Source organism: Aminiphilus sp. (genome assembly GCF_029975095.1).
GTDB lineage: Bacteria > Synergistota > Synergistia > Synergistales > Aminiphilaceae > Aminiphilus.
Genome location: NZ_JARKPW010000115.1, coordinates 1 through 14116 on the forward strand (window position 1 = coordinate 1; position 14116 = coordinate 14116).

A 14116-nucleotide genomic window follows, 5' to 3' on the forward strand; every position below is an offset into this window, starting at 1 on the left:
CTTTTTGCACACTCTTTAGAGCATAATCACGTTTTACGCCCAGTTTCACCTGAAACCCAGGGGCAGGCACATCGTTCGTGTCTGCCGCGGTACGGCCTGCCATGTTCGAGGAAGTCTGGCCATCATGGAGAAGCTCAAGAGCGTTCTCAAGGTGGAGGAAAACGGCACCACGGAGGATCTTCGTTTCACACTGGAGCCCGTGGCCTGTCTGGGAGCGTGCGGCCTTGCTCCGGTGCTCATGGTGAACGACGAGACCCACGGTCGTCTGACGCCCGAGGATGCGGCGCGCATTCTCGACAACTATGCCTAGAGCTGGGGGAGAGACCATGCCCAAGATTACAAGCCTGGACGATTTGAGGAAGATCAAGGAGAACGCGAGCGATCTCACCGCGGCGCGTTCTCAGGGAAAGACCCGCATCATCATCGGCATGGGGACCTGTGGTATCGCCGCAGGAGCGCGGGAAATCATGCAGAACGTGCTTGTCGAGCTTGAAAAGCGGGGGCTCAAAGGTGTTTCCGTGGAGACCACGGGATGCATCGGCATGTGCCAGCAGGAGCCCCTCCTCGACGTGATCCGCCCCGGAGAACCCCGTATCACCTACGGCCGGCTCACCGTTGCGGACGTTCCCCGCATCATTGCGGAACATGTGGTGAACGGCAATATCGTGGAGGATCGCGTTATCGGGCGTACGGAATAACTTCAGGGGGGGGAGAGCGGTGGCGGAGTACCGCGCAAGAGGTCACGTGTTGCTGTGCGGCGGCACTGGCTGTACTGCCAGTGGTGCCGGTGCGGTTCGGGCTCGTTTCGAGGAAGAACTGGCCGCACGGAATATGGACAGAGAGATCAAGCTCGTGGAGACGGGTTGCCACGGCATGTGCGAGATGGGGCCCATCGTGGTGGTCTACCCCGAGGGGACGTTCTACTGTCGGGTGGAGCCGAAGGATGTGGCGGAAATCGTGGAGGAGCACCTCTACAAGGGGCGTCTCGTGCAGCGGCTTCTCTACAAGACGCCTGTCACGCCCGAAGGTGTGCCTCACTACAAGGAGATACCCTTCTATAGCAAACAAGTCCGCATCGCCCTGGCGAACTGCGGCTATATCAATCCGAACAACATCGAGGAATATATCGCCCGGGACGGGTACGTAGCCCTGGCGAAAGCCCTCAAGGAAATGTCTCCCGAGGACGTGCTCCAGGAAGTGAAGACCTCGGGTCTTCGGGGGCGCGGCGGCGGCGGGTTTCCCACGGGACTCAAGTGGGAGTTCTGCCGCAAGGCGGCGGGGACGAAAAAATCTGCCATCTGCAACGCCGACGAGGGCGACCCCGGGGCCTTTATGGACCGTTCCATCCTTGAAGGAGATCCCCACGCGATCATCGAGGGAATGATGCTCGGCGCCTACGCCATGGGGGCCGACGAGGGGTACATCTATTGCAGGGCCGAATATCCCCTGGCAATAAAGCATTTGAACGAGGCCATCCGGCAGGCCGAGGAGTTTGGCCTTCTCGGGGACAATGTGCTCGGCACGTCCTTCTCTTTTCACCTCCATGTGAAGGAAGGTGCGGGAGCCTTCGTCTGCGGCGAGGAGACGGCGCTCATGGCCTCCATTGAGGGGGAGCGCGGCATGCCCCGTCCCCGTCCTCCCTTTCCGGCGAACAAGGGACTCTGGGGCAAGCCCTCGAACATCAACAACGTGGAGACCTGGGCCAACGTTCCGGCCATCATCCGCAACGGCGGCGCCTGGTACGCCGCCATCGGCACGGAGAAGTCCAAGGGGACCAAAGTCTTCGCCCTCACCGGAAAGGTGAAGAACACGGGGCTCATCGAAGTTCCCATGGGCATCACGATCCGCGAGGTGGTCTTCGAACTCGGCGGCGGCATCATCAACGACAAGAAGTTCAAGGCCGTCCAGATCGGCGGTCCCTCCGGCGGCTGCCTCACCGAGGAGCATCTCGACACGCCCGTGGACTACGAGTCGCTCACGGCGGCGGGGGCCATCATGGGCTCGGGTGGACTCGTCGTCATGGACGAGGAAACCTGCATGGTGGACGTGGCCAAGTTCTTCCTGGAATTCACCCAGCGGGAATCCTGCGGCAAGTGCGTTCCCTGCAGAGAGGGCACGAAGAAGATGCTCGACATTCTCACCCGTATCACCGAGGGCAAGGGCAAGCCCGAGGATATAGATAATCTCGCCTACCTCGGTAACCAGATCAAGAACGCATCTCTCTGCGGACTGGGGCAGACTGCGCCGAATCCGGTGCTCACCACGCTGCGCTATTTCCGGCACGAGTACGAGGCCCATATTTTTGACAAGAAGTGCCCTGCCGGAGCGTGTCAGAGTCTTCTTCAGTACGTCATCGACGGAGCGAAGTGTATCGGCTGCACAAAGTGCGCCCGGGTGTGCCCCGTCGGAGCCATCGCCGGTGAGGTGAAGAAACCTCACGTGATCGATCCCGCAAAATGCATCAAGTGCGGGGCCTGTGAGGCGGCCTGTCCCGTGAAGGCCATCTCCAAGCGATAGAAACAGGGAGGATGCGAGTCATGCAGACCATAAAAGCCATTCTCGACAACCGGGAGATCACGGCCCGCCCTGGACAGACCATTCTTCAGGCTGCCCGGGACAACGGCCTTCACATTCCGGCGCTCTGCGATCATCCCGCCATCACCCCCTTCGGTGCGTGCCGGGTCTGTCTCGTGGAGGTGGAAAAAAATCCCAAGCTCCTGCCCGCCTGCACCACGCCCCTCGTGGAGGGAATGGTCATTCATTCCCGCAGCCCCAAGGTGCAGGAGGCCCGAAGAGCGGTGGTGGAGCTCATTCTCGTCCGGCACCCTCTGGACTGCTTCTCCTGCCCCAGTAACGGCAAGTGCGAGCTTCAGGACATCGCCTACGAGCTGGGCATTTCCGAGTCCCGGTTCCGGGAGGAGACGGACGTGCAGAAGGGAGAACACGCCCTTGAGGACGCCAACCCCTTCTACGTGCGGGACATGGATAAGTGCATTCTCTGCGGTCGCTGCGTTCGCGCCTGCGACGAGCTTGCGCGCTATCATGCCATCGATTTCCAGCAGCGCGGCGTGAAGACCATGGTGCATCCTCCCGTCGGGAAGGATCTGGAGCACTCGGACTGCGTCTTCTGCGGTCAGTGTGTGCAGCTCTGCCCCGTGGGTGCCCTCTACGAAAAGGGTTCGGTCGGACAGGGGCGCCCCTGGGAACTGAAGAAGGTCAAGACCACCTGTTCCTATTGCGGTGTGGGGTGCGAGCTGACCATTTCCGTGAACGAGCGCACGGGTCGTATTGCCAACATCACCACCGACTACTCCAGCAAGTCTGCCCTCAACGAAGGGCGCTGCTGCGTGAAGGGGCGTTTCGCCTGGCAGTTCGTCCACAGCGATGACCGTCTCACCAAACCCCTTATCCGTGAGAACGGAAGCTTCCGCGAGGCCTCCTGGGATGAGGCACTCGGTCTTGTCGCCTACAAGTTCGCCCAGATCAAAGAGCATAACGGTCCCGACGCGATGGGCTTCTTCTCCTCTGCCCGGTGCACAAACGAAGAGAACTATCTCTTCCAACGATTGGCAAGGGAGGTGGTGGGCACACACAATGTCGATCACTGTGCCCATCTCTGACACAGCGCCACAGTTGCGGGTCTCGGCGAGACCCTCGGAAGCGGTGCAATGACCAACGACTTCGCCTCCATCAAAGAGGCGGATGTGATGCTCGTCATCGGTTCGAACACCACAGATGCGCATCCCGTCATCGGCTCCTGGATCAAAGAAAACAAACAGAACGGAAAGAAACTCATCGTTTGCGATCCCAGGAAGATCGAGCTTGCGAAATATGCCGACGTCTACCTTCGTCAGCGCAGCGGCAGCGACGTCGCCCTGCTCAACGGGCTCATGCACGTGATCATCGAAGAAAGGCTCTACGACAAAACGTTCGTCGAGGAACGGACCGAGAATTTCGAGGCCCTCAAAACGCTAGTCGCCGCCTACAATCCGGAACGTGTAAGCGAGATCACCGGCATAGCACCGGAAGATATCGTCAATGCGGCCCGACTCTACGCGAAGGGACCCAACTCGGCGATCTTCTACACCATGGGCATTACCCAGCACACCACGGGAACCGACAATGTCCGCTCCATCTCCAACCTGGCTCTGCTCTGCGGCATGTTCGGCAGGCCCGGAACGGGTGTCAATCCGCTTCGTGGGCAGAACAACGTTCAGGGTGCTTGCGACATGGGCTGTCTTCCCAATGTGCTTCCGGGATACGCCAAAGTAGCCGACCCTGCGGTGCGTGAGAAGGCCAAGAGTCTATGGGGAGTCGAACTCCCGCTCAGCCCGGGCAAGAGTCTCGTAAAGATGCTCGAAGCCGCCGGAGAAGGAGAACTGAAAGGCCTCTTCGTGATGGGCGAGAATCCTATGGTGAGTGACGCGGACACCAACCACGTCCGGCATGCGTTGGAGGCCCTCGATTTTCTCGTTGTGCAGGACATTTTCCTTACCGAGACGGCACAGCTCGCGGATGTGGTGTTCCCTGCCGCCTGCTGGGCCGAGAAGGACGGCACCTTTACCAACACCATGCGGGCTGTCCAGAGGGTACGGAAGGCCGTGAACGCACCGGGAGAAGCCAAGGCCGACTGGGAGATTCTTGTTGCCCTGGCGAAGAAATGCGGTGTGGACTGGAATTTCTCGTCTGCCTCGGAGATCTTCGATGATCTTGCCCGTTTCGTTCCGAGTTACGCGGGGATGAGCTACACGCGCCTTGAAGAGGGTGCCCTCTGCTGGCCCTGCCCGAATGCGGAGCATCCCGGAACCCCCATTCTCCATTCGGCAAAATTTGCCCGTCCCAACGGCAAGGGATTCTTCTCCCCCTGCGAGTGGAAGGCCCCCCATGAATGGCCCGACGAGGAGTATCCCTTCCTCGCAAGCACGGGACGTCTGCTCTATCACTACCACACGAGGAGCATGACCGGACGGAGTGCCACGGAAAAATTCGTGGATGAACTCCACATCGAGATCAATCCCGTCGATGCGGAACAGATCGCCGTTCAGGAAGGAGAGCTGCTGTGCGTCTCCTCCCGCCGGGGTGAGGTGCGCGGCAAGGCGAAAATCACCGAGAAAGTGCCGCCAAAAATGGTCTTCGTTCCGTTCCACTTCGGGGAAACGCCGGCAAATGCGCTCACCGCGGCGGCTATAGACCCCACTTCGGAGACACCTGCGTTCAAGATCAGTGCGGCACGGGTGCAAAAAGGGTAAAAATCCGTGCTCCGTAGGTCAGAGGTCATCGAAGAATACGGTGTCACCCGAACCGAAGGGAAAGAGAAATCGAGCGATTTGTGACGATGCGGAAGGATCGGAACGGAGGATCGTGCGTTCCGGTCCTTCCGGGACTTGCGAAACATTTTTTCAAGATTCGAGCAGCACCCCGCGAAACATGGAATAATGCCGGATCCGTCTTCGTGCCGGATCGACAACTCAAGGAGGTATGGAGGGACATGAACTTCAAGACTCCCGTGCAGCTTGCTCAGGCGGCATGTGCCACCGCGAAGGCGAAGGCCGCCTGGTCCGTTCCCCAGATGCTGGTTCTCGGAATTCTCGCAGGAGCGTACATCGCTTTCGGGGGATGGATGATGACCGTTGTTACGCACGATCTCGCCGATCACATCGGTTTGGGCGGATCTCGCTTCATCGGCGGCGCCGTGTTCGCCGTCGGACTCATCCTCGTCGTCATCGCCGGGGCGGAACTCTTTACGGGGAACTGCCTCATGCCTCTCGGAGCCCTCTCCGGATGTGCCACGATGAGCCAGATCGCCCGAAACTGGTTCTGGGTCTACGTGGCCAATCTGCTCGGGTCGATTCTCGTGGCCTACCTCATTTTCCTCAGCGGGCTCTGGAAGGGTCCCATCGGCGCCTACGCGCTCAAGATCGCCGCGAACAAGATGAGCCTTCCCGTGGGCGAAGCCTTTTTCCGGGGAATTCTCTGCAACTGGATCGTCGTTCTCGCGGTGTGGATCAGTATGGCCGCTCTCGACGTGGTGGGAAAAATCTTCGCCATCGTCTTCCCCATCATGACCTTTGTCGCTTCCGGGTTCGAACACTCCATCGCCAATATGTACTTCATGTTCCTGGGCATCCTGCTCAAGGGGAATCCCGATGTCGTCGCCGCGGCGGCGCTCCCCGAGGCGAAGCTTGCAGCCGTGAGTGCCGGGGGATACATGCACAATCTCGTTCCCGTGACGCTCGGCAACATGGTCGGGGGCATTCTCTTCGTCGCCGTCTTCTATTTCCTCGTCTTCAAGACCAATCTCCAGAGCATCGACTGAGTTCGGAAAGAGTCGTCACCGGCTCCTGTTTTTCGAACACGCCGGACGGAGAGGTCTCAGGCGTTCTCCTCGCGCAAGCCCCATCTCCCCTTCGTACGGAAGGGAGATGGGGCTTGCGCTATGGAATCTCTGGAAAATGTCTGCCGATCTCGGAAAAACATGATGCTGGAGATCGCGAGAGAGGACAATTCCTACTTGATCAGAGTTGCCCTATGATATGGATGTGCCAGCGACGTATTCTTGAAAGGAGATGGGCATGAAATCCGGTGATCCGTTTCCTTCCGTTTCCGCCCTCGTTCTCGGAGGTGGCCGGGGGCGACGCATGGGAGGCAACAAGCTTTATCTGCAACTGCCGGAAGGACCCCTTCTGGAACGTGTCCTCCTCCGCCTCTCCGGGTGGACCGAGGAGCGGCTTCTCGTGGTCGCTCCCGGTGAGATGGACCGGGTGAAATCCCTTTTCGGAGGGCTGCTCCGCCGCACGGGAACCCGCCTGCTCTGTGACATGGAGGAGGGGGGAGGCCCCCTCTGCGGCATGGCCGTCGGGCTTGAGCACATGTGCACCTCCTGGGCCTTCGTGGTCGGTTGCGACATGCCCGACGTGAACGAGGCCGTGGTGCGTCTTCTTTGGAAAACGGGGATGACATTGGAGAAGGAGATCCCTTCTCGTGCCGCCGATGCGTCGGCCCTCTCGGGAGAAGCCGTCGTTGCTCGCCTGGACGGCTATCTCGAACCTCTTCATGCGTTCTATTCCCGCGCCGCCCTGTCGGCGGTGCAGAATGCCCTGTTCCGGGGGGAGCGAAAGATCACCTCCTTTTACGAGAGCCTTTTTCTGCGGATTGTGGAGGAAAGCTCCCTTGCGCTTCTTCCCGGATACCGCAATTCTTTCCGCAACGTGAACACGCTTTCGGAACTCCATGCCTGGTGGTGGAGAACCGCCTCGGAAAGGTGAGTGTTCTGACCTCCATCTCGGCTGCGATAGGGAGCCGGAAGAGCCGGAGAAGACGCGCTCTGTGCGGTTCCGGAGAGTCTCCATGATCTCCCGGAGGATGCTCATGCCGGATTCTTTGTGGCGTTTTGCGTGGAGGACATCTTCGGAAAAAGTTCGAGAAGGGAAGGGATTTATCGAAGGGATTTCTTTTCTGTTGCCGTCATGTCGGCGTGCCCCTTTGCTTGAATAAGAGGATGCCAGTTTTAAGGATGTTCTCAAAGAGCTTCCCTTCGGGGTGGCTTCCCGTGAATCCTTGCGACGGCGAAATTCGCCTTGTTGCGGAGGTGTAAAAGTGCTATACTGACTCCAGGAAGAGCATTCCTGCGGTGTTCGTGAATACAGCGTAGTGCCTTGAGCCAACACTCGAGCCTTCGGAGGCGGACATCCCCGCCGGCGGCGGAGATGCGTGAGCATTGACAAAGCTGAGGCAGGGTACGTCTCCACTTTGATAGGATCGGGTCAAGGCCTAGCTATCACGGCACTGCGGGGCTTTTCGAATGCGGGTGGGGAGAACGATTAATCGTTCTCCCCACCCGCCGTTTTGCGAAGGGGCGAATAAAGGGGTACCATGGGAGGAAGAAGCGTTTCCGCAATGGGCTCATGCAAAAGACGGAGACGACGGGGAGGACGATCCATGGACGGCTTTGCTGCTTCCGCGCCTTTCTGGCACCCTGCCTGGGCGCAGGGAATTCTCTTCGATTGGGATGGCGTTCTCGCGGAGACGCGTCTCAGTTTTGCCCCCATCTACGAGCGATTTTTCGGCGGGAAACGGGTTATGCTGCTCGAAGTTCTTCCTCAGTTGGAGGAAGGCATCCGAAAGGAACTGGAGCAGGCACTTTTCGACGTGGAGATGGACGGGGCGGAAAACGCCGAACCTGTTCCCGGTGCGATGGATGTGTTGCGATGGCTCGAAGGGCGCAACATGCCCTGGTGCGTTGTCTCCCGAAACTGTCGGGAGTCTGTGGAGCGCGCCGCGTCGGTCTGTGGTATTCCTCTGCCTCCCTTCGTGTTCACCCGGGATGTGGCGCCGGTGAAACCGGAACCGGGCGCGTTCTGGAACGCCGCACGGGCGCTGGGGCTTCCGCCGCGGGAGTGCGTCGTTGTGGGCGATTTTCTTTACGACCTCATCGGTGCACGGAGGGCCGGCATGCGAGCGCTTCTGGTGCAGCGCTACGATGAAGGTTGGCGCCAGTGGACGGATCTTTCCCTTCCCCGCATGACCGATCTCGTAGATGTTCTTGAGACGCCCCGCTCTCTCCTGCCTTGGGAATATGCGCATCTCGACCCGGTATGGCTTGAGAGAGCGTGGACGATCCGGGGGATTCTTCCCGGAGCGTCGCCTTGTGTGGGGCAGGTTGCCGAGCGGGCCGCCGCTCTTGGCGCCGGTACCCTGGTTGTTCCTGGGAATCTTCTGCTGCAGGCGTCCCAGTGGCAAAACTGGTCGGGGCTCTCCTGCGAATGGCTGGGGCAGCCGCTGGTTCGGGTTTGCCGTGGGGTGCTTGGAGCGCGCTACCCTTTTCTTGAGATCCTCGAAGGGGAGGAGGGGACGGTGCTCCTCCCGCCCGATCCCGATGAGGTGGCCGCCGTTTTTGACGCACACGTGTCCCGCCTGGAGGGGAGGCGGCATTCGTGAGTGAGGGGCAGCTTCGCCTGGGAGATTCGGCCACACCGTTCCGGGACGATACGGCTTCGAGGGGCGAACGACCCCTGGCGGACCGCATGCGTCCGACGAGTCTGGACGACTATGTCGGCCAGGAGCATCTCGTGGGCGCCGAAACACCCCTCGGAAGACTGCTCCGGAGCGGAAACGTGCCCAGTTGCATTCTCTACGGACCTCCGGGGGTGGGCAAGACCACACTGGTGCGTCTCATGGCGACTGCGACGGAGCGGGATCTTCTGGAGATCAACGCTGTGACCGCCAAGGTGGCGGAACTCCGTGATCTGGTGGCGGAAGCCCGCCGACGCAAGCACGCCCGCAAGGGGCGCATGCCCCTTGTCTTCGTGGATGAGATCTACCATTTCAACAAACAGCAGCAGAACGCCCTGCTTCCCTCCGTGGAGTCGGGAGATCTGATTCTCGTAGGAACCACCACGGAAAACCCTTTTTTCGAGATCAACAAGACTCTTCTCTCGCGCATGCTTGTCTTTGAATTGCGCCCCTTGGGGCAGGAGTCGCTCGAGGCTCTTCTCGGGCGCGCGCTGCGGGATCGTGAACGTGGGCTGGGCATGCTGGAACTTACCCCGGAGGAGGATGTCCTCGGGATGATCGCTCAAGGAGCCGGGGGTGATGCGAGACAGGCGTTGATGCGTCTTGAGGCCGTGGCGAACGCCGTGGCCGCCGGAGGAGGATCTCGGATCACCGCCCATGCGGTGGAAGCGCTCCTGCCTAAAGCGCTGCAGCGGTTCGACCGTAAGGGAGACGACCATTACATGGTCATCTCCGCCCTCATCAAGAGCATGCGCGGCTCCGATCCCGACGCGGCGATCTATTGGCTGGCACGTCTCATCGCGGCAGGCGAAGATCCCCGCTTCGTCGCCAGGCGTCTTCTCATCTTCGCCGCGGAGGACGTGGGGCTTGCCGATCCTCAGGCACTTCTGCTCGCAGCCGCTGCATCCTACGCGGCGGACATGACGGGGTTTCCCGAGGCCCGGATCATTCTCGCCGAGGCGGTGGTCTATCTGGCCTCGGCGCCCAAGAGCAACAGCGCCTATCTGGCGGTGAACACCGCCTTGGCCTCCCTGGAGAAGGGGAATGTCCAGGAAGTGCCCGAACACCTCCGTCCCCACGGGGCAGGCTACGTCTATCCCCACGATGATCCGCGGCACTGGGTTCCCCAGAACTATATGGATCGTCTCCTCCGAAGCTATTTCCCGGGAGCGTTGGGAGCGGAGCGGGAGATGGGGGCCCGCCTCCGGGGTTTCTGGCGCCGTTTTCGGGACGAGGAACCCTGAGGCATTTTCGGGAAGAATGTGTTTGCACTCTTTGCATGCACGCCGTATGATTATAATAGGATAGTTATGTATTTAGCGCGCTCCGGGAAGGACATGTGATCCGCCGGAGCGAATTGTCGAGGAGTGTGCCATGCCGCAGAGCCGGTTCGTGGACCTGTCACAAAAACTCAAAGAAGCCCCCAGCAGCGAGCATTTTGCAGGGATCCTGCTGCCTTATCTCGCGGAACGTACGGGAAGCCGATATGCCCTTTGGCGCTGTGCGGCGCCCCGTCGTGCCGGCTGGCTCTACTGCGGAGATTTCGGGCGCCTTTTTCGTCTCGACAGGGACGATTTGGCGGTGGTGCACGCACTTGCGGGTCTTCCCGGGAGCAATCGCGAAAACGACGTGATGCCCCTTCTCCGGGGACGGCGTCTCGATCCCCGGCTGCTTCTGAGGCGCAGCAGCCTCGCAGGGGAGGAGCTTTTTCTCGTCGCGGGGTGCGAGACGGCCTACACGGAGCGTGAACATTCCTGTTTCGAGGACGATGCGACGTTGGCGGTTCTCGCTCTGGATGCCCGGACGGCCTGGCAGATGGAGAGCCGACGAATCGTTCTCGGAGAGCAGATCAACGCCGCGTTTCTCTCCCTGGATCTCGGCATGGAGGATCTGTCCGCATCCGGGCAAGGCAACGCTGATTCCGAAAGGGTACGGGAACAGCTCGTCCTTCTCCGGGCTCACGTGGAGGCACTCCTGTGCGCCTCCTGTGTGCGGGATCTTTCCCCCATGCTGCTTTCCCTCGGTGATTCCCTTGCCCGCCTCGACGCGTTGGGGCAGGCGTGGCGCAATCTTTCGGGGAGAGAGTGGAGTTGCACCCTTGCGCCGTTTCCCAAGGAGAGATTTCTCTCCCAGGGTGCGGCGTTTCTGTTGACGAGTCTCGTGGAATACTGTTTCTGCGAGATGAATGCCCCTGCGGTGGCCTGCATGGTGACGTTCGAAGAGGGAGAGCTGGAAGTGGCTTTCGAGGTTCTCTTCTCCGGAGAGGCGATCCCGGGCCCCCTGCGGTCCCTCCTGAACCGCCAGATCGAGATGTACGCCGAGTCCTGCGATATCACCCACACCTCGGGGGGACTGTTCTGGAGACTCCGACTTCCCCTGTTCGTCTCGGGAAAACAGAGGATTGGAGAGGCGGAGGAACGGGCGACGCCGCCTGTGGTGCTCGTCGTCGACGACAGCTTGGTGAACCGGAAACTGCTCAAGGGTATTCTTCAACGGTGGGGGTGCGATGTCCACTGCGCCAGGGACGGCGAGGAAGCGCTGCACCTGCTGGAGCGGAATGTTGTGGATCTTGTCCTCATGGATCTCTTCATGCCGGTGCTCGGGGGGTACGGAGCGACCCGGGAGCTTCGGAGAAGGGGCATGACCGTTCCGGTGGTGGCGCTCACGGCGGGTGGCGCAGGGGGTGCGCTCGAAGCGCTCGAGGCGGGAATGGATGATTATGCCATGAAGCCCGTGACACCGCAGCTTCTCCGGGACATCCTCGCTCAATGGACGGGTTTCGTCGTAGGGGGGGAGAACGAGGAAGAGGACATGGGACGACTGGTAGCAACGGTTTTTCGGGAGGAGCTTCCCCAGATTCGGGAAGGACTTCTCGATGCCCTTGCAGGTGGGGACGCGAAAATCATCGGACTCTGGGCCAACCGCCTCAAGGGTGCGGCTGCCCAGGCGGGAAGGATCGAGGAATTTCAGATTGCGCTGGCTCTTGAAGAGGCCGCCGGGAACGGGAAGACGCTGGATGTGTTTTTCGATCGCGTGCGCTCCTTGAGCGTTCCGCTGGTGTGATTAACGGAAGAAGCGATAGGCCACGGCGCCTATTCGTTCCCTGAATCCCGTCAAGGTGTCCAGAAATGCTCCTCCCTGGGGCAGGAATTCGTACCACGTAAGGCTCCCTTTGTCTGTAAGATATCCCGCCGGATAGGGATGGACCGGCACGGAAAGGATTCGGAGAGCCGTTTCATACGCTCTGGGCATGTGAAAGGCGTTTGTCACCAGAATGACCCCCTCCGCTTTCAAGGGGCCGAGATGATCCCTCGCGGCGGTGAGATTTTCCCAGGTCGTGCGGGAGTTCTCGTCGAGAATCGCTGTTCCGCGCCATCCCAGCTTGCGCAACGTCGCCTCCATGATTTTCGCCTCGGAGGGAAATCCTTTCCGCGTTGCCGCACCACAGAAAATAACGGGCCATTCCTCGTCTTGGAGAAGTTCCCACGCGCCGAAAAGCCGTTCGAGCGTGTGTGCTCCCGGTGTCGCATCTTCCGGTGTTTCACCGAGGTGAATTCCGCCGCCGAGGACCACGACAGCCCAACGCCGATTTTCCGGAGGGGGTACGGCCTTCCATGCGTGTTCCAGGGTACCTGTAACCAATCGGGCGGTCGCGGGAAGACAGAGGAGAAAAAAGAGAACACCGGATACAAACAGTGCCCCGCCGAGGAAGGGCTTTCGGGGACGTCGGAATGCGATGGCTGCAAAAAGGATGAGGAGCAAGGCAAACGCCCCCGGTGGCACCAGGAGCGTTCCGAGAATTTTGTAGAGGACGAAAGCCGGGTCCGTCACGCAGGAGCTCCTTGTCCGGGGTTACCCTTCCTGGTTGATGAACTCCGGATGCTTCTTCAGGAATACGACCAGTGCCTCCAGTGCTCCCAGCAGGTGCGTCCGCAGTTTGTCCTTCGCGAGGTCCGTCTCTCCGTCCAGAATGGCCGAGATGAGTGTTACGTGTTCCTGAGAGGAACGACTCAGGGGAACGCCCTCGATGGAATAATGACGACAGAGGTGGATGAGATCCATCACGTTGTTGAGAACGCTGCCGAGAAAGCGGTTCCCGGTGGCCTCCCGGATCATGGAATGGAATGCCCTGTCGCCCCGGAGATATTCGTTCGGGTCGTCCGTGTCCTTGACGCTCTGGAAGAGATTGCGGAATTCCTCCAATTGTTCCCTCGGTGGATTCGCGCAAACGTGTTCGAGCGAGAGAACCTCCAGGGTAATGCGGAGTTCGTAGAGATCCCGCACGTCCTTGATGGTGGGAAGGGTCACGTAGGCCCCTTTGCGAGGCACCAAGGTAATCAGCCCAGTCTGGGCGAGTTGCCGGATCGCTTCGCGAACCGGCGTTCTCGACACCATGAGCTGCTCCGCGAGATCCACTTCGGAAAGACGCTCTCCCGGGGGAATGACTCCCTCGATGATCGCTTCCTTGATTTTCTCATAAACGATTTGCCGAAGATCTAGATTCTGGGCAGGGGAAAGCGGGCGTGCCGGCATTTCGAAACCCCTCCTCGAAAATGGCATCACAAGAAGCATACGATGCTCATTATACAAAAGACCGAGCCCGATGCCAGCCCCTTTTTCTTGTTGTGTTTTTTGGACGGACAAAAAAACAAAAATAGCCTCTTTGGACGAGACAAAGAGGATGAGAATCTCCCCCCTGGAACGGATCGACTCATTGCCCTTTCTTGTCTGCCAGCTTTTCCTCGCACTCCCGGTTCACCTTGTCCGTCCAGAGTGCGAGAGCATAAATGGCATCGGACAGACGGTTCACGTAGCGATAGGCGTTCTCGGAAAGCGCTCCCTCGCGATAGAGTTTGACTGCGATCCGCTCAGCTCTACGGGCGATCGTTCTGGCCATGTGAAGCGCCGCCCCGGGCACGGAATCGCCGGGACGGACGAAATGGAACGTGGCGCCGGTGATGTCCCGGACTTTGAGAATCAGTGCCTCAAGTGTCGCGGGGTCCGGTTCGGGAAGGCCGGGATATTGTGCGATATATCCCATCAAAATTCCAAATTCCTCTTGAAGCCGGAAGAGTTCCGTCGCGATGTGCTTGTCGCAGGTGGT

12 protein-coding genes and 1 other RNA gene are annotated in these 14116 nt (G+C 59.9%); 10 read left to right on the forward strand and 3 right to left on the reverse strand.

Annotated features, from left to right (window positions below; translation table 11 throughout):
- Positions 1-25: 25 nt before the first annotated feature.
- The 10 genes from Q1K49_RS06835 (at position 26) to Q1K49_RS06880 (ending at position 12075) form a co-directional block, all read left to right on the forward strand.
- Entirely contained in the window at positions 26-310 is a 285-nt protein-coding gene (locus Q1K49_RS06835; protein WP_366146050.1) for an NAD(P)H-dependent oxidoreductase subunit E, read from the forward strand.
- Positions 311-326: 16 nt separating this feature from the next.
- Positions 327-698 (forward strand): (2Fe-2S) ferredoxin domain-containing protein, encoded by a 372-nt coding sequence (locus Q1K49_RS06840; protein ID WP_300524331.1) that lies wholly within the window; start codon positions 327-329, stop codon positions 696-698.
- Positions 699-717: 19 nt separating this feature from the next.
- Positions 718-2517 carry an NADH-quinone oxidoreductase subunit NuoF gene (gene nuoF, locus Q1K49_RS06845; protein WP_300524333.1) on the forward strand — a complete coding sequence of 600 codons (1800 nt, stop codon included), beginning with the start codon at positions 718-720 and terminating at the stop codon, positions 2515-2517.
- 20 nt (positions 2518-2537) lie between these two features.
- Positions 2538-5249, forward strand: coding sequence for a formate dehydrogenase subunit alpha (gene fdhF / locus Q1K49_RS06850; RefSeq protein ID WP_300524336.1), 2712 nt, complete (start codon positions 2538-2540; stop codon positions 5247-5249).
- A 239-nt stretch (positions 5250-5488) separates the two neighbouring features.
- Positions 5489-6316: a formate/nitrite transporter family protein gene (locus Q1K49_RS06855; protein WP_300524338.1), complete on the forward strand. Its 828-nt coding sequence runs from the start codon at positions 5489-5491 to the stop codon at positions 6314-6316.
- Between the two features lie 256 nt (positions 6317-6572).
- On the forward strand, positions 6573-7265 hold the full coding sequence (locus tag Q1K49_RS06860) for a molybdenum cofactor guanylyltransferase (RefSeq protein WP_300524341.1): 693 nt from the start codon (positions 6573-6575) through the stop codon (positions 7263-7265).
- 354 nt (positions 7266-7619) lie between these two features.
- Positions 7620-7798, forward strand: a non-coding RNA gene (gene ssrS, locus Q1K49_RS06865) — 6S RNA.
- A 140-nt stretch (positions 7799-7938) separates the two neighbouring features.
- The gene (locus Q1K49_RS06870; protein WP_300524344.1) at positions 7939-8937 is read left to right on the forward strand and encodes an HAD family phosphatase; all 999 of its coding nucleotides are present in this window, start codon (positions 7939-7941) and stop codon (positions 8935-8937) included.
- Positions 8938-9023: 86 nt separating this feature from the next.
- Positions 9024-10256 carry a replication-associated recombination protein A gene (locus tag Q1K49_RS06875; RefSeq protein ID WP_300524358.1) on the forward strand — a complete coding sequence of 411 codons (1233 nt, stop codon included), beginning with the start codon at positions 9024-9026 and terminating at the stop codon, positions 10254-10256.
- A 130-nt stretch (positions 10257-10386) separates the two neighbouring features.
- Positions 10387-12075 (forward strand): response regulator, encoded by a 1689-nt coding sequence (locus Q1K49_RS06880; RefSeq protein WP_300524347.1) that lies wholly within the window; start codon positions 10387-10389, stop codon positions 12073-12075.
- On the opposite strand, the gene Q1K49_RS06885 is transcribed toward Q1K49_RS06880, so the two are convergent.
- The 3 genes from Q1K49_RS06885 to Q1K49_RS06895 form a co-directional block, all read right to left on the reverse strand.
- Positions 12076-12843 carry a YdcF family protein gene (locus Q1K49_RS06885; RefSeq protein WP_300524350.1) on the reverse strand — a complete coding sequence of 256 codons (768 nt, stop codon included), beginning with the start codon at positions 12841-12843 and terminating at the stop codon, positions 12076-12078.
- Between the two features lie 21 nt (positions 12844-12864).
- Positions 12865-13545: a GntR family transcriptional regulator gene (locus Q1K49_RS06890; RefSeq protein WP_300524353.1), complete on the reverse strand. Its 681-nt coding sequence runs from the start codon at positions 13543-13545 to the stop codon at positions 12865-12867.
- Positions 13546-13723: 178 nt separating this feature from the next.
- The coding region (locus Q1K49_RS06895) for an ATP:cob(I)alamin adenosyltransferase (protein WP_300524355.1) at positions 13724-14116 on the reverse strand (393 nt) is incomplete at its 5' end.